This is a genomic window from Dyella sp., assembly GCF_035486915.1.
In the GTDB taxonomy this organism is placed as follows: domain Bacteria; phylum Pseudomonadota; class Gammaproteobacteria; order Xanthomonadales; family Rhodanobacteraceae; genus Dyella_B.
On record NZ_DATHMR010000203.1, the window covers coordinates 20,809 to 40,649 of the forward strand.

A 19,841-nucleotide genomic window follows, 5' to 3' on the forward strand; every position below is an offset into this window, starting at 1 on the left:
ACACCCGCCGCACCCTGAGCATGTAACGTTGCACCAATGACCCGCGCCGCATCCCCTGCCAAGCAAAGGCTGCGCCTGCTGAGCTGTAACATTCTCGCAGGCGCCAGCGTGCAACGTTATCGGCAGTACGTCACACGCAGCATCAATGCGGTGCTGCCCGGCCGCAGTAAGCTGGACAACCTCGATCTCCTTGCCGAACTGCTACCGCAATTCGATGTGATCGGACTTCAGGAAGCCGACGCAGGCAGCCTGCGTTCGGGCTTTCTCAACCAGACGCGCTATCTCGCAGAAACCTCGGGCATGCCGTTCTGGAGTCATCAACCGAATCGCCCCGTGGCGCAGCTTTCGCACACGGCGAACGGACTGATCTGTCGGCTCGAACCGCAGGCTGTGATCGATTATCCGCTGCCGAGCCGTATTCCGGGACGCGGCGCGTTGCTCGCACGATTCGGCGACGACACGCATGGACTGGCGGTGATGATCGCGCATCTCTCACTCAGCGCACAGGCGCGTGCGAAGCAGCTCGGTTTTATCGCGGAGGTGTTGCAGGATCATCCGCACGCCGTGCTGATGGGCGATCTCAACACCGATGCGCACAGCCCCGAAATGCGGCACCTGTTCGCACACTCGACACTGCAACCGCCCGAGAATCCCGTACCCACGTTTCCAAGCTGGAAACCACGGCGGGCGCTGGACCACATTCTGGTCTCTCCGGAAATCCAGATCGAAAAAGTCTGGACGCTGCCGCAAGCTTTCTCCGATCATCTGGCGCTTGCCGCGGAAATCCAGCTACCCGCATTCCCTGCCTTGCGACAACATCGATGACAGCTAAACGAACCATCCACGCACTTCTGCCATGGCTCATGCTGGTGGTGATCGGGTTTGCATCGGCGTGGCTGCGCTACCGCTTTATCGAGCCGGCCGCACTTGCGCACATGTGCGATGAAGGTAATGCGCACATTCCCGCGTCGTGCGGTTTTCGTCATGCCGTCGTGATCGGATTCAACACCTACAGCTTTGGTATCGCGGCGCTTGTCGTTACGGCGGCCGCGCTGGTGTCGAAGAATCGCTTCATCGCATGGCTTGCTGCAGCGCTCGGCCTGTTCGCCGTGATCATCTATTGCTATTACGCCGGCGCCGTGGCTTTGCTCATCGGATGCTTACGCTTCGTGCGGTTGCAGGTGAACGGCATGCCGACACCAGTTGACCCATACCGGCACCGCGATCGCAACGTTCAAACCCAGCCATAGCCAAGCCACGTAGTTCATTCCCACTTCCACCACAACGGGCACGACGGCCAACACAGGGCCGGCGCAGGCAAGAAAGCGTTGCTCGACGGATGGCATTTTTTCTTCGAGCGTCAACAATCCGAACAGGGCGTAGCCGATGCACGGCAACGCGAACAAACCGATCGGAAAATCCATGTAGCGGCCGTCGAACGCCATCAGAATGTCGTAGAGCACCAAACCGAACAGCGCGACGAAACGCCACCACGACGCGGGCTCGGAATGATCGTAACGATCCGCCAGATGCGCCGCGATACGCCGCCCCAACGCCAGCGCCACCATCAACGCCAGCGCCAGGCTCACCGACGACAGTACCCATTCCCACAGCGGTCCGCAGGCGTACATCATCTTTCGCACTTGCCACGCAATGGCCGCACCTGCCGCAACGCCCGACAGAAGCGACGCAAACCAGCCGCGCCAGCTGTGCCATGTGCGCCCCAACCCACCGACGACCATAAACAGCACCGCGCCAATGCCGGACGCCAACCAGCCCAACCACCAATGCGGATCTTCGGTCACCGGCCCGAGCATCGGGAATTTCGGTTTCGCATTCGAATCGAAAATACCCCAGTAACCGCCAACGGTACCTTCAAGCGCACGCTTCCACGGCTGATCGAAGGTTTCGATCACGTTGTACGGCATGTGCACGGTCGCCGCGTAATTGACGAACTCGCGCAGATAGCGCGCCTCGTTGACGAGGCTTGGTTCGGCCGTGCGGCGCAAACGGCCCGCGCTTGGCCAACCCGTCTCGCCGATCATCAGCTGCTTGCCCGGAAACGCGTGCTGCAAGCGCGTGTAGACACTCTCGACGTAAGGGACGGCATCCTTCGCAGCAACCGGTTTGTCTTCCCAGTACGGCAGAATGTGGATGGTGATGAAATCCACCGAGCCGGCCATTTGCGGATACTGCAGCCAGCGTTCCCACACATCGGCGTACGTAATGGGAATATTGGCGGGCGTCGCTGCACGGACGGTCTGGATATAGGCAGCCAGATTCTTCGGCGACACTTCGCCACGCAGCAGCACTTCATTGCCGACGACAATGCCGCGAATCGTCGTCGGATTCGCATTGGCCGTCGCGATGCCAGTCGCTATTTCCCGGTCGTTCTGCTTGCTGACGCTGCTGATCCAGATGCCCATCAACACTTGCATGTGGTACCGCGCGGCAATCGCCGGCACCGCGCTCAATCCATTGCTTTGCGAATACGTGCGTACGCAATCGAAACGCTGCGAGAGCGCGCGCAGGTCTTCATCGATACGTTCGGGCGTGATGACAAACCGGGTGTTCAACGGCGACTCGTCCACCTTGCGGAACGGCGCATACGACACACAGGCGATGCGTGCCGATGGTGCATCCTGCAAGCTCACCGGTTGCCCAACACCCCACCACCAGATCACGCCGGTCAGCGCAGCGGCCGCGAGCAGCAGCCAGGCGAAGCCGAAAGCAACAGCGTTATTGGAAGGTTGCGGCATGTGGTTCCCGTCAGTGCGGCGTGCTCCAAACGCGCAAGCTTAGCAGCCTGTTCGTCGCCGGAACTCTCACTGGTTGTCGACGTAATGCATGGAAAGCTTACGACTCGTTCAGGGCACCTCCAAACCATCCATTACACTTTGCCGGGATTGCCTGTAGGAGTTTTCATGGCCCCGCAAGCCTTAACGCGTCTTGGCCGCCGTCTGTTGATCGCGATCGCCAGCTGCGCGCTGGTCGCTCCGATCGCCGCGCAGACGGACACCGCAACCCTCGAATCGCAGCGTGCCGCGTTCAAACAGGCTTATGCCGCTGCAAGTCAGGGCGGGGACAGCTGGCGCTCGCTGGCGGCCGGCTTGCAGGATTACCCGCTGTATCCCTACCTGGAAGCGACATCGCTGGAGCACGACATCCAGCAGATCGACCGCCCCACGGTCGAGGCGTATCTCAAACAGTATCCGGATCTGATTCCCGCCGATGACCTGCGTCGCAATTTTTTGGGGGAACTGGCGCGTCGGCAGGACTGGACCGACTTCCAGGCGATGTATCAACCGGGCCTCGGCGATGCGCTGACCTGCGATGCGCTACAGGCGAAGCTGGCCGGGAATGCGACGCTGGATTTCGACAAAGATCTTGCGGCGCTATGGTCCGAATCGTCGTTGCCCTCAGCCTGCGATCCCGTATTGCAAGCGGCCCATGACCAGGGCCTGCTGACACCGGCACGGGTGTGGGCGCGTATCGATCTGGCCGCCGATGCGGGCAAGGGCAACACCATTTCGACCCTGGCGCCATGGCTGCCCGATGGCGATGCCAATGAAGCGCAGCGTCTGGCGCTGGCGTTGAACGATCCCGCCAACGCCGTACGTGCCGCCGGAACATGGCCCGATACGCCGCGCTCGCGGCAAGCGGCCACGCTTGCGCTGGTGCGTCTGGCGCGACGCCAATCCGATACAGCGGACGATGCCTGGCAAAGCCTGCAGGGGCGCTTCCAATTCGCGCCCACGCAACGCAACAGCATTCTCAACGCGCTGGCGGTATTTCATGCCACTGATTACGACGCCAATGCGCTGCAGCGTCTGATCGACCTGCCTGCTTCCGCACAAACCGATACCAGTCGCGAATGGCGCGTGCGCGTTGCGCTGGCGGAACAAAACTGGAGCGCGGTGCTGGCAGCCATCGAGGCGATGCCCCCATCACAGCGACAGGATGATGAGTGGCAATACTTCCGCGCGCGTGCGCTGAGCCAGCTTGGTCGATCGGATGAAGCGCAACGCGCCTATGACAGCGTGGCGAAGCAGTCGAGCTACTTTGGCTACCTCGCCGCAGATCATCAGAGCACGTCGTATTCCATCTGTTCCGTGCAGCCGGCCGCCAGTCAGCAAGGCGAGCAGGACGTACTGGCGATCCCGGGCATTCGCCGTGCGTTCGAACTGTTTGCGGTGGACATGCTGAATCCCGCGCGGCGCGAGTGGAATAGAGCGCTTGCGAACGCTGACGCGCAAACCATTCGACAAGCCGTCATCATCGCCGACCAGCGCGGCTGGTACGACCGCGCCGTCTTCGCGTTCAACAACGGCCAAGGCCTGCACTACTACACACTGCGCTTTCCATTGGGTCGTCAGTACGACCTCGTGCAGCGGGCCGATCAGGCCGGCATTGACCCCTATTGGGCCTACGGCATTCTTCGCGTGGAAAGCGCTTGGATGTTTGATGCCCATAGCGGCGCCGATGCGCGCGGCCTGATGCAGCTCGTGCCCGGCAGCGCTGCAGAAGTGGCCCGTCGCAATGGGCTGCCGTGGAGCGGTGGCAACAGTCTTTTTGACCCTTCGGTCAACATCCAGCTTGGAACGCGTTATCTCGCGCAGATGGCGGACCGTTTCAACGGTTCCCTGTGGCTGGCCAGCGCCGCTTACAACGCGGGCGCAGCGCGCGCCAATCAGTGGCTGGATCAGCGCAGCGAGCTGCCGCCGGACGTTTTCGTCGCCACGATTCCGTTCAAGGAAACCCGCGAATACGTGGCACGTGTGATGTACTACAGCGTGATCTATGATTGGCGATTGAATGAAACCGCGGCGCCGATTTCCACACGTATGGCGCCGTTGAGTCAGGTATATAGCCGTCCAACCGGCGAACCGTCGCGCAAGACGATCACCTGCGCCACGCCACCGGAACCGGCATCGACAACAACGATTCCTGCACCGCCCAGCTCTGCCCGTCTGAGTCCAGTACCATCGAGAAGCAGCGTACCCGCCACGGAACCGGCGCATTGATTTAAGGATTGTCGCCATGACAACGCAGCGTATCGTTCTACTCGGCGGAACCGGGTTCGTCGGCAGCTATCTTGTGCCCAGGCTTGCCGCTGACGGTCATCAGATCACCCTGCTCTCGCGCAATCGCGAATTGCGACGTTCGCTTGCGGTGCTGCCCGGCGTTTCCGTCCAGAGTGCCGATGTGTACGACGACAACGTGTTGCGCCAGCACTTCGGCGCCGCCGATACCGTTATCAATCTGATCGGCATACTCAATCCCGGCGGCCACCATACCTTCCAGCGTGCGCACGTCGAGATGGCGCGTCGTATCGTCGATGCATGCAAGGTGGTGGGTGTAAAGCATTTGCATCAGATGAGTTCGCTGAAGGCCGGTCAAGGTCTGTCGAACTATCTGAAATCGCGGGGCGAAGCAGAGACGCTGGTGAAGGTGTCGCCATTGAACTGGACGATTTACCAGCCAAGCGTGATCTTCGGAGAAGGCGATGGCCTAGTCACGCGCTTCGCTGTACTGCTGCGCAAGCTGCCCGCATTGCCGCTGGCACGCGCCAATTCACGGCTGGCGCCCACCTATGTCGGCGATGTTGCCGAAGCCATCGCACGCTGCGTAGCCGACGATAAACTGGCTGCGCGTCGAAGCCTCGAACTATACGGACCGGAAGTGCTGACGCTTGGCGAGATCGTGCACGCCATTGGCGATGCAGCGGGGCTTCGCACCGCGATCATTCCGCTGCACGACAGCCTGGGACGTCTGCAGGCGCAGGTCGCCGGCATGCTGCCGGGCAAGCCGTTTTCGACAGATAACTTTCTCTCGCTGCGCACAGATTCGGTCGGCAAGGTCGATGGTTATGCCTCGCTAGGCATCGTGCCCCAGCCATTCACGCCATGGTTGCCTTACCTCGTGCATGGCTCGCGGCGTCAAAACCGGCTCGATATCGCACGACAAACCTTCCGCCACCATTGACTCCCCCATCGAGGGAGTCATACGCGTTGCGTGGCAGAATAGACGGATGCGTACCTACCTCGTTGGCGGCGCCGTCCGCGACAAATTGCTCGGACGACCGGTGATCGATCGCGATCATGTGGTGGTCGGCGCACGCCCCGAGGACATGCTTGCGTTGGGCTATAAACCCGTCGGCAAAGATTTTCCGGTTTTTCTGCATCCTCAATCCAGCGAGGAATACGCACTTGCGCGCACCGAGCGCAAAACGGGACCCGGCTATCGCGGCTTCGCTGTTCAGGCCGATCCTGGCGTGACGCTTGAAGAAGACCTTGCGCGACGCGACCTCACCATCAACGCAATTGCACAAGACGAAAACGGTACGCTCGTCGACCCTTATGGCGGCCTGCGCGATATCGAGCAACGCATGCTGCGACATGTCTCGCCAGCTTTCGTGGAAGACCCCGTGCGCCTTCTACGCGTGGCGCGTTTCGCTGCGCGCTTTGCACCGCTCGGCTTCACGGTCGCCGACGAAACGATGGCGCTGCTGCAGCAGATGGTGCGCGCGGGCGAAGTCGATCATCTGGTACCCGAGCGCGTATGGGCCGAAACGCGCAAAGCATTGACGGAAGCGCAGCCTTCCGCGTTTTTGCGCGTGCTGCGCGAATCGGGTGCGCTGGCCGTGTTGTTTCCTGAAATCGATGCGTTGTATGGCGTCCCGCAGCGCGCGGAGTTTCATCCTGAAATCGACACCGGTGTGCATCTGGAAATGGTCCTCGATGCCGCCGCGAAACTGGCGCCAGGCGACGACCTGGTCGGCTTCTGCGCACTCACCCACGATCTGGGCAAGGCACTCACGCCGGTCCAGGAGCTGCCGCGTCACGTGGGTCACGAACATCGCGGCGTGAACCCCCTGCGTGCGCTTGCCCAGCGCCTGAAGGTGCCGGCGGACTATGCCGACCTCGCCGAACTGGTCTGCCGGGAGCATCTCAACGCGCACCGTGCGCTGGAGCTCAAACCCGCCACGGTGTTGAAACTGCTGGTGTCGCTTGACGCCCTGCGCCGCCCGGAGCGCCTACAGACTTTCCTAGCGGCCTGTATGGCGGACAAGCGCGGCCGCCTTGGCCACGAGCACGACGATTACCCGCAGGCGGCATGGCTGCGGTGCGCGCGCGACGCTGCCGCATCCGTTATCTCCGCCCCTTTTGTCGCCGAGGGTCTGCAGGGACCGGCTGTGGGCGCCGCAATGGAAAAGGCCCGGGTTCAGGCCATCGCCGAAGTGCTTCATAACAACGAAGCTGGTCAATGAAACTATGTAACATTTGACCGAGTCGGCGTATAAAGAGCGACTCGGAAAAGTGACAACATTGTCATTAAGCTTTCATTTGACTGACAAAATGGCACAAACCCCTTTATGCCGTCCGCCCTGATCGGAGCACGTCTGTGCCGTTGACCTTTTCCTCCCCTTCCCCAATGCGCGAACGCTTCCGCCCGTTGTGGTGGTTCGCCATCGTTTACGTGTTGCTGGGCGCCATCACGCGTGCCGCGTTGCTGGTGATGACAGGCAAAGGGGTCCCGGCAAATCCGCTTTATTGGCTCGTCGCGTTCGGCGTGGGCCTGTGCTCGGATCTGGTGACGTTTCTGTACGTCGCGTGGCCGCTGCTACTGTTCTTGTGGATCGTGCCATCGCGACGTCCGTTGATTTCCACGGCACGTCAGTGGGTCGTCTATGCGATCGCGATGGCGGCGCTTTACGCGTTAACACTGGCGCTATTGCATCTCACCATCCACGCACAGGTACACGATGTCTGGCCGGTGATACTCGTGTTCCTGTTCTTTTTGCCGCTGCCGGCGCTCTGTTACGACGCGCGCAGCGGTCAGCGCGGGCTGCGCCTTCTTTGTCTGATTTTGATTTTCGGACTGCTTTTCGTCGCGGCGTCCGAACTGGTGTTCTGGCAAGAATTCGGCGTGCGATTCAACTTCATCGCCGTGGACTATCTGGTCTACACGACGGAAGTGGTCGACAACATTCGCGAGTCGTACCCGCTCGGCCGCTGGATCACGATCATGGCGATCGTTGCCATCGCCATACTGCTGCTATCTCGCGGCTACCTGCGCGCGCGCGATAGCAACACACGCTTCTGGCAACGCACCAGGGTCGTTGCGGTGTGGTTCGTGCTGACGGTGGTGTCGCTGTTTGTCTTCACCAGTTCCAGCAAGGACGTCACCAGCAACACCTATGTCAACGAGCTGGCGGGCAACGGCATTTACCAGTTCTTTGGCGCCTTCCGCAGCAGCCATCTGGATTACGATCGTTTCTATCGCACGATTCCCATCGACGAAGCGTTCACACGCGTACGCACGATGCTGAAAACACCCGATGCAACCTTTGTCAGCAACGACCCGCACGATATCACGCGCGAGATTCGCAACCCCGCACCGGAAAAGCATCTCAACGTCGTATTGATCAGCGTGGAAAGCCTTTCGGCCGATTTCATCAAGGCATTCGGATCGAGCCATGGGGATATCACTCCCAACCTCGATGCGCTGGCCGATCAGAGCGTTTTCTTCGATCATCTTTATGCCAACGGCACGCGCACGGTGCGCGGTCTAGAGGCGTTGTCGATGTCGATTCCGCCGACACCGGGCGATTCGATCCTCAAGCAGTCGCACAACGAAGACATGCTGTCGCTGGGCCAGATTTTCGATCAGCACGGTTATGTCTCGCAGTTCGTCTACGGTGGCTACGGCTACTTCGACAACATGAATTATTTTTTTAGCCATAACGGCTATCAGATCGTCGATCGCAGCTCGATTCCCAAGAGCATGCCGATTCACGGCCAGAACGTGTGGGGCGTAGCGGACGAAGATCTGTACACGCTGGCCTTGAGCCAGATGGATGCAATCCATGCGCAGGGAAAGCCTTTCTTCCTGCACATCATGACCACGTCGAACCACCGCCCCTTCACCTTCCCAGACGGACGCGTGAAGCAGCGTAACGGCACGCGCGAAGGCGCTATCGCTTATACGGATTGGTCGATTGCCGACTTCATCAACCGCGCGCGGTCAAAACCGTATTTCGATGACACGGTGTTTGTCATCACCGCCGACCACTGCGCATCGAGTGCCGGCCGCAGCAGCGTCCCGATCGATCGCTATCACATTCCGCTGTGGATTTACGCACCGAAGCATTTTGCTCCCAAGCACGTCGAGCAACAGATGGGGCAGCTGGATATACCCGCAACGCTACTTGGCATGCTCGACTTCAGTTATCGCAGCCGCTTCTTCGGCCGCGATGTTTTCCAGATTACGCCAGAGCAGGAACGCGCTTTTCCGGCCACTTATGAGAAGTTGGGCTATCTGCACGGCAAGCGCCTGACCATTCTCGATCCGCAACGCAAAACCGAGCAGGTATTCCCCAACTTTGAGACAGGCGACGCAACGCCGGTACCCAGCGTCGATCAAAACGATGTGGACGACGCTACGGCCTCTTACCAGGTTGCCAGTTATCTGTTCAAACACGGGATGCTTGCACGCACCGCCGCAGACGCAACGCCCGTAGCACCGGCCACGTCCATCGCGCCCGCCCCACAGCCGGCGCCAGCCACCAGCGCCGAGGCGCAGCCTGGCAGTCATTAATTCTGCACATGTCAGACGGCTGTAAGGCCGTCTGATTATCTTTTCAATTTCAAGGACTGCAAACGTCTTATATGACGCAGGCCATGGGGTCGCACGTCATTGCGCACGTATTTCAAGGGACTTGAATGAGTTCGGAAAACATCTCGTTTCGTCGCCTCTTCGGTGTGCTTTGCCTGATCTGGCTGCTGCTGAATCTGCCCGTGCTGCTAGGCCTGAAGGCAATGCCTTGGGATGCGCTTGACGAGTTCTATCCCACTGTTTATTTCAACGCTCATCATCTTCGACTTGGCGAAGCACCGTGGTGGAACCCGTTTATCTATTCGGGTTATCCGCAAATTGCCGATCCGCAGGGGATGTTGTTTTCACCCCTGCTGATGGCATGGATGTTGATGCGCCAGGACCCTGGCACGATATGGTTTGCGTGGGGTGTTTTGCTGCATCTGCTGATGGGCGGCGCGGCCATGCTCGGCATGCTGCGCCGTGATGGCATCAACGCGTTGGGCGCACTGATCGGCGCGACTGTGTTTATGGCCGGCGGTGTCGCGGCGTCGCGCATGGAGCATACGCCGGATCTCATTGCCTATGCCTATGTGCCAGTGGCTCTGCTCGCACTACGTTATTTCATCGCTTCGCCGTCATTGATTCGTGGCGTGATGCTCGGTCTCGCAGCCGGCGCGATGGCAACGCAACTCGTGCAGATTTCCTATTTAGCCGCATTGATGATCATCGCCTATGCGATCGCAGATACGTTGCGGCATTGGCGCAGTTACATAACGGCAGACCGATGGCGCTGGTACGGAGGGATGAGCACAGCCATCGTGTTCGCGCTCGCGCTGGCGCTGCCGCAACTCATTTTCAGTTGGGCTTACATGAGCATGTCCAACCGTGCGCTCATGACGTTGGGGGATGCGTCAAATGCATCGCTGGACTGGCGTGCCCTGCTTACCTTGGCCGATCCCAACGCGTTGCATGCGTTGCGCGGCAACTACAGCGGCCCGGCAAGCGGCGTCGAGGCTTATCTCTTTATCGGCGCCATGCCTTTGTTGCTGATGGTCGGCATCAAAGACGCGTGGTGCGAACCTCGTTACAAGCATCAACTGCTGTTCTTCGCTGCTGTGTTGCTGGTTGTCGGCCTGTACATGTGTGGCACCAACACGCCGTTCTATCCATGGCTCTATGCCTGGCTGCCAGGTGTCCAGCATTTCCGCCGTCCCGCCGACGCGGCTTACCTGTTCAACTTCGCGCTGGCCGTATTTGCGGGATTGGCTGCGGGCCATGTCAATCTGAAATCATCTCGCCATGTGATGATCCTGACAGCTATCGCAGCGTCTTGGTTGGCTCTCGTCAGCCTGCACATGCGCGACCTAGGTTTCCGATGGCAATACGGCACGCTTGCCGCGGCGACGTTTGCATTGCTTGCACTTTGGCGGTTGAGCAAGCCGGGAAGTGCGTGGCGCAGCACGCTCTGGCTGCTGGCATTACTAGTCGTGGATTATCGATGCTTCAATTTGAACGGCAGCTTCAACGAACAACGTGATTCGGCTCGCCAGTTCGCCGCCAATCCGGCGGTGCCTTTTCTTGAGCACGCCTTGCACGAAAACCATCCTGTGCTGCCTGCGCGCGTTGAGACGTTGAATACAAGCACCGAGTGGGACAACGAGATGGCGCTGCATGGCATGCCATCCACACAGGGTTACAACCCGTTACGTTACGCGCTCTACCAGCAGTGGTACGGCGCGCGTGAAAGCAGCAACGGACCGAGAGTCAACACACTGTTCAACCCTTCGCCTGGTAGCGTGATGGACAGGCTTCTAGGTGTGGAATATCTGGTTGTTGGCCATCGAAAGGATAAACCATCCGCCGCTGCGCCAACCCGCTTCGAGCGCGTGTTTGCCGGCAAAGATGACGATATCTGGCGCAATGATCTGGCGCTTCCACGCTTGCTGACACCCTCGTCCGTGCGCTTGCTGGCGACGGGTGAATCGCCGGATATCACGCAATTCGGGGCTACCGATTTTCGTCAGGTCCTTTGGCTGACACCACGCGATAGCGAGGATGCACGCCAAGACCGTATGGACGCGTCCACCTGCAACGCCAGCGCAGAACAAGCAACGGCAGCCAAGGCAACACTCACGCAGCTGACCGTACGGACACACAGCAGTTATGCGGCGTGGATTGCCGTCAGCGATCTCGACTTTCCAGGATGGGAAGCCGATGTCGACGGCCACACCCTACCCATTCATCGCGCGAATGGCATGTTCCGGGCAGTGTGCGTTCCCGGGGGCGATCACGATGTGCACTTCACGTTCCATCCTTTGTCGATGGTGGCTTACGCGTGGCAACATCGACACGGCTCGATTAAAGGCGATCGCCCTGATCGGCAGCCAGCAGCTCTTCGGGCACAGGCAACACAGTGAGCCCGCGCGCGAATAGCATGGCCTGGAAGCGCTCACCCATCTGATCGGGCAAGGTCAGTTTCTTCACTTGCTGCGCAAGGCGATAACGCTCGGCCTCGTCATTGGCGTGCTCGTAAGCGTCCTCGAACACCCGCTGCAGTCCAGCAGCGATAAGAAACTGCGCCTGCGGCAAATAAGCCGCTACGCCGAAACCAGCGCCGTTGCCTGCCTCGGCAAGTGCGGTGAAATCGACGGAGGCCGTGAGGTCGTTAAGACCCGGCAAATAGAACGGATCGTTATGTGCACGATGACGGTAATGCGCCATCAACGTGCCGTCGTGACGCTCGGGCAGATAGAACTCGCGGCGCACATAGCCGTAGTCGATAAACAACATCACACCCGCTTCGAGCGTCCCGGCAATCGCCTGGATCCAGTACGGCAATTGCGGCAGGATTTCCGAGCGATAGCCGTCTTCGAACTGGCGCTCGAGGTCGCGCTCCACATGTCGCACGGCGCCTGCAACCAATGCATCGGCAGGGCGATCGACGCGCACAAGACGACCGTAGCCATCCAGTGCAACATGTTCTTCGTATATCTCGCCGTGACCGATGACAAAACGCGTCGTCGGCAATGCGTCGATCACTTCGTTGGCGAACAGCACGCCTTTCCAGTTTTCTTCGGGTGGCCGGTCGATCCAGGCGACACGCGCAAAAACATCGGACGACAGAGCGGCGTGTAGCCGCTCGCGCTGACGATCGCGCAAGTCGGCGCTCGGTTCCAGAATCAGATATCGACGCGGTAACGTGCCGTTCTCGGCAAAGGCGCGCAATGCCACCTCGGCGAAAACGCCGCTGCCGCCGCCAAGTTCGAGAAAGTCCGCATCGTCACCGAGTACGGCGAGTACCGGCTGCACGGCTTTGACGACACAGCGCGCGAAGAGATTACCAAGCTCTGGCGCAGTGACAAAATCACCCGCTTCACCAAACTTGGTCTTGCCGGCGCTGTAGTAACCCAGGCCGGGCGCATACAGGCAGCGCTCCATGTACTGCGCGAAGGACATCGGACCATGCGCGGCAATCTGTTCGCGCAGGTGTTGCAGCAAGCGATCCGAATGCGCGAGTTCGTCTGCGGCGGGTTCCGGCAGGCGTGAGGTTTTTGAGGAATTCATGGATCAGAGCGGAGCTTCGGCAGGACGTGGCTTGAGCAGCCAGCGCACGGCAAGCACACCCAATTCATAAAGCAGGCACATTGGAATGGCCAGCATGATCATCGAGGTAATGTCGGGCGGTGTCACGATGGCCGCCACAGCGAAAGCGCCGACCATCGCATAACGCCGGCCCTTGCGCAGTTTATCCAGATCGACAATGCCTACCGCGGCGAGAATCACCACGGCAACAGGTACCTCGAAACACAGACCGAACGCGAAGAACATCAGCATGACGAAGTCGAGGTAATGCGTGATGTCCGTCATCATCTCCACACCCTGCGGCGTCACCGCCGTCAGAAACCGGAACGCGGCGGGTAGCACCAGGAAAAAAGCGAAGGCGCAACCGATATAGAAAAGGATCATCGCGGCGATCAACAGCGGACGCGCAAGGCGTTTCTCGTGCTTGTACAAACCGGGGCTGACGAATGCCCACAGCTGATAAAGAATCACCGGCATGCTGATGAATAGCGCCGTGTAGAACGCCAGCTTCAATGGGGTGATGAAGGGGCTCGCCACCTCCGTCGCGATCAGATGCGCACCTTGGGGCAAACGCGATACGAGCGGCGCTGCCAGCAATGAGTAGAGGCGATTGGCAAACGGCACCAACGCAGCAAGCACTACAACCACGGCGATGATCGCCTTGATCAGACGCGAACGCAGTTCAAGCAGATGCGAGAACAGGCCCTGCTGCAAATCCATCTCCGGCTCAGACGCTGCCATGCTCGGATTCCTTCGGCGCGTCGATCTGCGTGACTTCTTTCTTCGTTTCAGCAGCGGCCGTTTCGACCTGCTCGCGCGTCTGGCGCATGGTGGTGCTCACTTCTTTCTGCATGGCTTCCGCTTTGGCAGCCGCCTCGCGTGCAGTGCGCTTGAGATCTTCAATTTCCAGCTCGCGCTCGACCTCAGCGCGTACGCTATCCCAGCCGGAGCGCAGGCGGCGCACCAATGCACCGGCGGTGCGCGCTGCATGGGGCAGCTTTTCCGGGCCGAGCACGATCAACGCGACCAGCGCCAGCAACATCAGCTTGCCGAGGCTGATCTCGATCATGACCGTGTCTCGTTTCGGCTGCCGTTATTTCGATTCGGTGGAATCGCGCTGTTTTTCCGTGGACTGGGTATTGCTCGGCGGCGGATCGGCCTGCAGTGTTTCCTGCGCCTTGCGCTTTTCTTCGTCCTCATCGCCCTGCATGGCTTTCTTGAAGCCGCGCACGGCGTTGCCCAGATCGGAACCGACGCGCGTCAGCTTGCCGGTGCCGAATATCAGCAGAATGACGACCAGAAGAATCAGCCAATGCCAAATGCTATCCAAACCCATGAGTACCTCGTTGCGGAGCTCTTGCCGTCTGCGACCGCGGTTGCTGCCGCTGGCCTTCCGTATCAGTGGGCAGTGTACTCCTCCAAGGCGTCACGGAAGTTGACAACCGGCGCAGGAACGTTTGTCACGCCCCCTTCAAAAATGCGCCGCGGGGTGATGCCCGGGCCATAAACTGCCGCATTGGCGTCATAATCGATCTTCAGCACCGAGCCATCCAGCGCCACGCCGGCAAAAAGACCCCTGGCGCGCGAATACGAATAAATTTCGGCTTTCAGCTGCTCATCCGTGGCAGCCGACGCAGTGCGCCCCACGGGGCCGGCGGCAGCCGAGGCATCCGCGCCGAGCGTGAATTTGCCGTTGACGACGGAATCCACGCCACGCTGTGTGCGAAACACCAGGATCACGTCGGTCTTGGACACACCGATCTGGAAACCGACACTGCCGCCACCGAAGGAGATGAAGCTGGGATTGGACCACGTGCCATCCGGATTCTTCACCGAGATGAGGCCCTCCCCTCGACGTCCGCCGAAGACGAAGCCCACCTTCAGCACGTCCGGAATCACTGCAATGGCCTTGGCGTCCCTGAGCAGATCGCCCGGGATGGATTTGTCCGGCGCCTGCTCGATTTCATTGAGCACACGCACTGCATTCTGCGCACGGGCCTGCGGGGTGTCGTCGTCGGCGTGCACGGCCAGCGGTAGCAAAAGCGCCAAAGCCAGGAACGAAATACGACGCAACGATGTTTTGAACATGGGCAGCTCCGGTTGAGTCAAAAGAGTCTGGATCGTGATGCGGCGGCATGGAACCGGCGCGATGCGGAGTGCTTGTGGCAGACTTCGTCTGCTAACCCGTCACCCTCGCCACGATGCCACGCAGCCACTATACCCACCTGGGCGGTCATTCCAACGACCAGTCTTCCAAGGCTGGCGTACTGCTCGTGAACCTTGGCACACCGGACGCGCCGACCGCATCTGCCGTAAGGCCTTATCTGGCAGAGTTTCTAGGCGATCCACGCGTTATCGAATACCCGCGCTGGCTGTGGTGGCTGATTCTGCACGGCGTCATCCTGCGCATTCGCCCGGCGCGTTCGGCGCACGCCTACGCGCGCATCTGGACGTCCGAAGGTTCGCCCCTGCGCGTGGGCTCGGAAAAGCTTGCCGCCGGTTTGCAAGAGAAGCTCGGTCAGCTTTGCGGCGAGCCGGTACGCGTCGCACTGGCGATGCGCTATGGCACCCCGTCCGTGCGCACGCAAATCGAACAACTGCAGCGCGAGGGTGTGCGACGACTCCTGGTGCTACCGCTTTATCCGCAATATTCGGCCACATCCACCGGTTCGGTGATCGATGCGGTGGCAGATGCGCTCAAGCAACTGCGCTGGCCGCCGGAGTTGCGCATCGCCAACGATTATCACAACGATGAAGGTCATATCCACGCGCTCGCGCAATCCATCGAGCGCTGGTGGTCCAAACATGGCCGCGGCGAAAAACTGCTGCTTTCTTTCCATGGCATTCCGCAGCGGTATGTCAGCGCGGGCGATCCGTATTTCGATCAATGCCAGGCCACCGCGCAGTTGTTGCGCACACGCCTGGGACTGAGCGAAACGCAACTCATCGTAAGTTTTCAGTCGCGCGTAGGCCGCGAACCGTGGTTACAGCCGTATACCGACGTCACGGTGCCGCACCTCGCCAAAGAAGGCGTGAAACGATTGGATGTCGTCTGTCCAGGCTTTGCCGTGGATTGCCTGGAAACGCTGGAAGAAATAGCGATGCAGAATCGCGATTTCTTTATCGGCGCCGGCGGTGAGGATTTGCGTTATATACCCGCGCTCAATGACAGCCCTGAACAAGTGAGCAGTCTCGCCACCCTGATTTTGAAACACACACACGGTTGGCTACAGCCCGCCAGTGTGGGTACGCAAGCAACATGACTTTGTGAGAACGCCGCGTGATCGCACCCATTGAAGAGCGTATTCCGCTGCGCAGTCATTTGACGCTTACTGCGCAGATGTGGGGCAAGCCCGATGCGCCACCACTGCTCGCACTGCATGGCTGGCTCGATAACGCGGGCAGTTTTGCATTTCTCTCGCCGCTGCTGGCCAAGCGCTGGCGCGTGATCGTGCTGGAATTGCCCGGTCACGGCCACTCCGGTCACCTGCCCGCCGGCGGCACCTATCACTATCTCGACTATGTCAGCGCCGTGCTCGCGGCAGTCGATGCGCTGCACCTGCAACGGTATTCCCTGCTCGGCCATTCGCTCGGCGCGGGCATTGGATCGCTCGTGGCGGCGGCACGGCCCCAATGCGTCGAGCGGCTTTATCTGATCGAAGGACTGGGGCCGCTCGGCGATGACGGCTCCAACACGCTGAAGCGTTTCCGCGACGCCTACGTGTCGACCACCACGAAAACCAAATCCAAACGCGTCTTTGCAAGCATCGAACAGGCTATCAGCGCGCGCACGCTTGCGAGCGGCTTGCGCGCGGAACTGGCGCGGCCGATTGTCGAACGCGGCTTGGTTGAAGTGGAGGATGGCTGGCGCTGGCGTAGCGATTCACGCCTGACACGGCCAAGCCCGGTGCGCCTCGCGGAAAGTCAGATCTGCGCATTGCTGTCGGGCATCGAAGCACCGACGTCGCTGTTGCTTGCGAGCCCTTGCACTCCTTATTTGCCGACGACGTTGATGCAGGCGCGGGCCGCACATGTCAATCGCATTACCTTGACGCATATGGAAGGTGGCCATCACCTTCATCTGGAACATCCCGAAGCCGTCGCCGCTTGGTTGATGGCTCAAGCCAACGTTTAAGTCAGCTGGGTGCGGTGCAGCCAGCACAACTCTCTTTGGGAACCATCTCAAAAACCGGTAGCACATTGAATCTGAGTCGTCATTCCCGCTTTCGCAGGAATGACGAGCAAAAATGTCTATGGCCGTGCGTCTGGCAATTTTGAGATAGGTTTTGCGCACTCAAGCAGAAATCGCCAACCGCTCCGAGCGATAGACGTACGCCGTCACCAGCGTCACCAGAAAAGCAACCACCAGACCGACCACAATAACGGTCGCCAGTTGCGAGCCGCTGATGCTGTCGCCATGAAGCAGTCGCGTGATGCCAACCTGCTGTCCGAGCAATGGCACGCCATACATCCAGTTGGCAACCTTCACTGGCAACACACTCAACATGACGGACGGCACCGCGGGTATCAACATCAGCATGGAAAGATACGTCTGCGCTTCGCGATAACTCTTGGCAAACGCAGCCACGAGTGTTTGCAGCGAGGCGAACAGGATGACAAGCGGGATCATCATCACAAGCACCTGCAATACGAAGGAAGGTCCGAGATTCATCGTCATGCCCAGCTTTTCCGCGGGAATCAGTCGGCCGAATACATTGAAGCCGAGAAGACAAATCAACAGACTCGTCGATGAGAACACGCAAATCGCTCCCAGCTTGCCAAGCAACACTTGCCAACGCGACACCGGATTGGCAAAAAGCGGTTCAAGCGACTGCCGCTCTCGCTCGCCCGCCGTGAGATCGATGGACAGGTACATGCCGCCTACAAAGATGGCGAGCACTATGAAGTACGGAAGGATGGCGAACAACTGTCCCGCACGCGACTGTGGCGTGGACTGATCGCGCTCATCGATCGATACCGGTGCCATCATGGTTGGCGAGAGGCCGCGCGCCACAAGCCGCATCGCACCCTGCTCGCGCGTGTAGAGCTGAAGCATACTTTTGAGCCGATCGACGGAACTGCCCGTGTCGCGTTGCGATGAGTCGTAGATCATCTCCACCTGCGACGCCTGGCCTTTGCGCCAGGAATCGCCGAAGTCCTTCGGGATGCGCAGCACCACATCGGCATCCATATCGCGCACGGCCTTTTCGGGATTGGCGATGCCAGGCTGAGGCACGAATCCTTGCTGCTTAAGCGCGCTGATCAGATTTGGCGCGTACTGGGCACCGATCACCGGCACCTTCAACGGTTGATCCGCCTTGTTGAGTTCACGCGTGATGACAACGTTCATTATCATCACGAGAAACAGTGGGCCAATCAGCGGGCTAAACAACAGTGCACTCATCATGGTGCGCTTGTCGCGCAGGTTTTCTTTCACTTCTTTGAAGAAGACGATCAGCATCGTATTCATGCGGCCAGGCCCTCGTCGCTGCCGATAATCTTCACAAATGCATCCTCCAGATTGGGCTCACCCGTTTGCGCGCGTAGCGCGTCGGGCGTTTCATCGGCGACGACACGGCCGTGGGCAATCACGACGATGCGATCGCACAGCGCCGCCACCTCTTGCATGATGTGACTGGAGAACAACACGCAGCGGCCTTCTTCCTTCAACTTGTGCATGAACTGACGCAGGCTTCGCGTTGCCATGACGTCGAGGCCGTTGGTGGGTTCGTCGAGGATCACGTTCTTCGGATCGTGAATCAGCGCCCGTGCAATCGCTGTCTTGACGCGCTGGCCTTGCGAGAAACCTTCCGCGCGGCGATCGGCGATGTCAACCATATCTAGCGTTTCGATGAGTTTGTCGCGGCGCGTTCGAATCAGCGCTTCGTCCATGCCTTGCAGACGTGCGAAGTATTCGATGTTTTCACGCGCGGTGAGGCGTTTGTACAAACCGCGCGCATCCGGCAGCACCCCGAGCTGACGACGGACGGCTTTTGCATCGCGTGCGACGTCGATGCCATCGACCAATACCTGCCCCTGGTCCGGCGTCATGAGCGTGTACAGCATGCGCAACGTTGTCGTCTTGCCGGCACCGTTGGGGCCGAGGAGCCCGGTGATTTCGCCATTGCGCGCCTTGAAGCTGACGCCATCGACGGCTTTCACGGCGCCGAAGTGTTTACGTAGATCCTTCACTTCGATCATGGCGAGGCTCCATTGAAATCGATGAATGCGGGTGTTCCATCCAACCTGTCCAGGCAACTCGCGTCGAGCTGCTTGGGATCGGGTTTGTCGATGAATTTGCCGAGCAGCTGCGGCATGCAGCCACGCGCCAGCAACGAGTGTCCCTGCCCCTTGAAGATCAGCTGCCGTCCGTTGGAAAGACCCGGCAAAATCTCCTCGCCATAGCGAGGCGGCGTTACCGGATCGAATTCACCGGACAGGATCAGGATCGGCTTATCGCTCTTCAACGGATCGTGGAAGTTCGCCGGACGCGTACCGTGCGGCCACGCATCGCACTGCGCTTTCAATGCGTCGATAAGATGGTTGCCGAGTATGGTGTTTTGATCCTGCGGACGCGGTTGCAAAAGGTCGGCATCTTCGCTGCATATCACACTCATCGACATACCGTTATTCATGTCGCCGCTGAGATCGCCGCTGAG

17 protein-coding genes and 1 pseudogene are annotated in these 19,841 nt (G+C 59.8%); 9 read left to right on the forward strand and 9 right to left on the reverse strand.

Annotation, left to right across the window (positions count from 1 at the left end):
• Nucleotides 1-36: 36 nt before the first annotated feature.
• Both VK725_RS16840 and VK725_RS16845 read left to right on the forward strand, forming a co-directional pair.
• Nucleotides 37-825, forward strand: coding sequence for an endonuclease/exonuclease/phosphatase family protein (locus VK725_RS16840; protein ID WP_325319217.1), 789 nt, complete (start codon nucleotides 37-39; stop codon nucleotides 823-825).
• On the forward strand, nucleotides 822-1,250 hold the full coding sequence (locus VK725_RS16845) for a hypothetical protein (protein WP_325319218.1): 429 nt from the start codon (nucleotides 822-824) through the stop codon (nucleotides 1,248-1,250). Before VK725_RS16840 ends, VK725_RS16845 begins: the two co-directional genes overlap by 4 nt.
• Here the strand turns inward: VK725_RS16845 and VK725_RS16850 are convergent.
• Nucleotides 1,161-2,759 (reverse strand): glycoside hydrolase family 17, encoded by a 1,599-nt coding sequence (locus tag VK725_RS16850; protein ID WP_325319219.1) that lies wholly within the window; start codon nucleotides 2,757-2,759, stop codon nucleotides 1,161-1,163. The genes VK725_RS16845 and VK725_RS16850 overlap by 90 nt on opposite strands.
• Before the next feature lie 165 nt (nucleotides 2,760-2,924).
• Here VK725_RS16850 and VK725_RS16855 point away from each other — a divergent pair, with 165 nt between their 5' ends.
• The 5 genes from VK725_RS16855 (at nucleotide 2,925) to VK725_RS16875 (ending at nucleotide 12,017) form a co-directional block, all read left to right on the forward strand.
• Nucleotides 2,925-5,024 (forward strand): transglycosylase SLT domain-containing protein, encoded by a 2,100-nt coding sequence (locus VK725_RS16855; RefSeq protein WP_325319220.1) that lies wholly within the window; start codon nucleotides 2,925-2,927, stop codon nucleotides 5,022-5,024.
• Between the two features lie 16 nt (nucleotides 5,025-5,040).
• Nucleotides 5,041-5,985, forward strand: coding sequence for a complex I NDUFA9 subunit family protein (locus VK725_RS16860; RefSeq protein WP_325319221.1), 945 nt, complete (start codon nucleotides 5,041-5,043; stop codon nucleotides 5,983-5,985).
• Nucleotides 5,986-6,031: 46 nt separating this feature from the next.
• Nucleotides 6,032-7,270 carry a multifunctional CCA addition/repair protein gene (locus VK725_RS16865; protein ID WP_325319222.1) on the forward strand — a complete coding sequence of 413 codons (1,239 nt, stop codon included), beginning with the start codon at nucleotides 6,032-6,034 and terminating at the stop codon, nucleotides 7,268-7,270.
• A gap of 164 nt (nucleotides 7,271-7,434) precedes the next feature.
• Nucleotides 7,435-9,600 carry an LTA synthase family protein gene (locus tag VK725_RS16870; RefSeq protein ID WP_325319233.1) on the forward strand — a complete coding sequence of 722 codons (2,166 nt, stop codon included), beginning with the start codon at nucleotides 7,435-7,437 and terminating at the stop codon, nucleotides 9,598-9,600.
• A 125-nt stretch (nucleotides 9,601-9,725) separates the two neighbouring features.
• Nucleotides 9,726-12,017: a hypothetical protein gene (locus tag VK725_RS16875; RefSeq protein WP_325319223.1), complete on the forward strand. Its 2,292-nt coding sequence runs from the start codon at nucleotides 9,726-9,728 to the stop codon at nucleotides 12,015-12,017.
• Here VK725_RS16875 and VK725_RS16880 read toward each other — a convergent pair.
• The 5 genes and pseudogenes from VK725_RS16880 to VK725_RS16900 form a co-directional block, all read right to left on the reverse strand.
• Nucleotides 11,959-13,164, reverse strand: coding sequence for a class I SAM-dependent methyltransferase (locus VK725_RS16880; protein WP_325319224.1), 1,206 nt, complete (start codon nucleotides 13,162-13,164; stop codon nucleotides 11,959-11,961). The genes VK725_RS16875 and VK725_RS16880 overlap by 59 nt on opposite strands.
• Before the next feature lie 3 nt (nucleotides 13,165-13,167).
• Nucleotides 13,168-13,923: a twin-arginine translocase subunit TatC gene (gene tatC, locus VK725_RS16885; RefSeq protein ID WP_325319225.1), complete on the reverse strand. Its 756-nt coding sequence runs from the start codon at nucleotides 13,921-13,923 to the stop codon at nucleotides 13,168-13,170.
• Between the two features lie 99 nt (nucleotides 13,924-14,022).
• Nucleotides 14,023-14,251, reverse strand: a pseudogene (gene tatB / locus VK725_RS16890) (Sec-independent protein translocase protein TatB); the annotation flags it as partial.
• A gap of 24 nt (nucleotides 14,252-14,275) precedes the next feature.
• On the reverse strand, nucleotides 14,276-14,518 hold the full coding sequence (tatA, locus tag VK725_RS16895) for a Sec-independent protein translocase subunit TatA (RefSeq protein ID WP_325319226.1): 243 nt from the start codon (nucleotides 14,516-14,518) through the stop codon (nucleotides 14,276-14,278).
• Between the two features lie 62 nt (nucleotides 14,519-14,580).
• Complete coding sequence (locus tag VK725_RS16900; protein WP_325319227.1) at nucleotides 14,581-15,270, reverse strand: lipid-binding SYLF domain-containing protein; 690 nt, start codon at nucleotides 15,268-15,270, stop codon at nucleotides 14,581-14,583.
• 113 nt (nucleotides 15,271-15,383) lie between these two features.
• Between VK725_RS16900 and hemH the strand changes: the two genes are divergently transcribed.
• Both hemH and VK725_RS16910 read left to right on the forward strand, forming a co-directional pair.
• Nucleotides 15,384-16,445 (forward strand): ferrochelatase, encoded by a 1,062-nt coding sequence (gene hemH, locus VK725_RS16905; RefSeq protein WP_325319228.1) that lies wholly within the window; start codon nucleotides 15,384-15,386, stop codon nucleotides 16,443-16,445.
• A gap of 17 nt (nucleotides 16,446-16,462) precedes the next feature.
• Nucleotides 16,463-17,317, forward strand: coding sequence for an alpha/beta hydrolase (locus VK725_RS16910; protein ID WP_325319229.1), 855 nt, complete (start codon nucleotides 16,463-16,465; stop codon nucleotides 17,315-17,317).
• Nucleotides 17,318-17,476: 159 nt separating this feature from the next.
• On the opposite strand, the gene VK725_RS16915 is transcribed toward VK725_RS16910, so the two are convergent.
• The 3 genes from VK725_RS16915 to VK725_RS16925 all read right to left on the reverse strand — a co-directional run.
• Entirely contained in the window at nucleotides 17,477-18,652 is a 1,176-nt protein-coding gene (locus VK725_RS16915) for an ABC transporter permease (protein ID WP_325319230.1), read from the reverse strand.
• A complete protein-coding gene (locus VK725_RS16920; protein WP_325319231.1) occupies nucleotides 18,649-19,383 on the reverse strand; it encodes an ATP-binding cassette domain-containing protein in 735 nt (244 codons plus the stop codon). Before VK725_RS16920 ends, VK725_RS16915 begins: the two co-directional genes overlap by 4 nt.
• Nucleotides 19,380-19,841: alpha/beta hydrolase (locus VK725_RS16925; protein ID WP_325319232.1), on the reverse strand; the 462-nt coding region annotated here is incomplete at its 5' end. The genes VK725_RS16920 and VK725_RS16925, both read right to left, overlap by 4 nt.

What these genes read in the sequence shown, in the direction of transcription:
- VK725_RS16840 (WP_325319217.1), top strand. Translation starts at nt 37, where the DNA reads ATGACCCGCGCCGCATCCCCTGCCAAGCAAAGGCTGCGCCTGCTGAGC.
- VK725_RS16845 (WP_325319218.1), top strand. Translation starts at nt 822, where the DNA reads ATGACAGCTAAACGAACCATCCACGCACTTCTGCCATGGCTCATGCTG.
- VK725_RS16850 (WP_325319219.1), bottom strand. Translation starts at nt 2,759, where the DNA reads ATGCCGCAACCTTCCAATAACGCTGTTGCTTTCGGCTTCGCCTGGCTG.
- VK725_RS16855 (WP_325319220.1), top strand. Translation starts at nt 2,925, where the DNA reads ATGGCCCCGCAAGCCTTAACGCGTCTTGGCCGCCGTCTGTTGATCGCG.
- VK725_RS16860 (WP_325319221.1), top strand. Translation starts at nt 5,041, where the DNA reads ATGACAACGCAGCGTATCGTTCTACTCGGCGGAACCGGGTTCGTCGGC.
- VK725_RS16865 (WP_325319222.1), top strand. Translation starts at nt 6,032, where the DNA reads ATGCGTACCTACCTCGTTGGCGGCGCCGTCCGCGACAAATTGCTCGGA.
- VK725_RS16870 (WP_325319233.1), top strand. Translation starts at nt 7,435, where the DNA reads ATGCGCGAACGCTTCCGCCCGTTGTGGTGGTTCGCCATCGTTTACGTG.
- VK725_RS16875 (WP_325319223.1), top strand. Translation starts at nt 9,726, where the DNA reads ATGAGTTCGGAAAACATCTCGTTTCGTCGCCTCTTCGGTGTGCTTTGC.
- VK725_RS16880 (WP_325319224.1), bottom strand. Translation starts at nt 13,164, where the DNA reads ATGAATTCCTCAAAAACCTCACGCCTGCCGGAACCCGCCGCAGACGAA.
- tatC (WP_325319225.1), bottom strand. Translation starts at nt 13,923, where the DNA reads ATGGCAGCGTCTGAGCCGGAGATGGATTTGCAGCAGGGCCTGTTCTCG.
- tatA (WP_325319226.1), bottom strand. Translation starts at nt 14,518, where the DNA reads ATGGGTTTGGATAGCATTTGGCATTGGCTGATTCTTCTGGTCGTCATT.
- VK725_RS16900 (WP_325319227.1), bottom strand. Translation starts at nt 15,270, where the DNA reads ATGTTCAAAACATCGTTGCGTCGTATTTCGTTCCTGGCTTTGGCGCTT.
- hemH (WP_325319228.1), top strand. Translation starts at nt 15,384, where the DNA reads ATGCCACGCAGCCACTATACCCACCTGGGCGGTCATTCCAACGACCAG.
- VK725_RS16915 (WP_325319230.1), bottom strand. Translation starts at nt 18,652, where the DNA reads ATGAATACGATGCTGATCGTCTTCTTCAAAGAAGTGAAAGAAAACCTG.
- VK725_RS16920 (WP_325319231.1), bottom strand. Translation starts at nt 19,383, where the DNA reads ATGATCGAAGTGAAGGATCTACGTAAACACTTCGGCGCCGTGAAAGCC.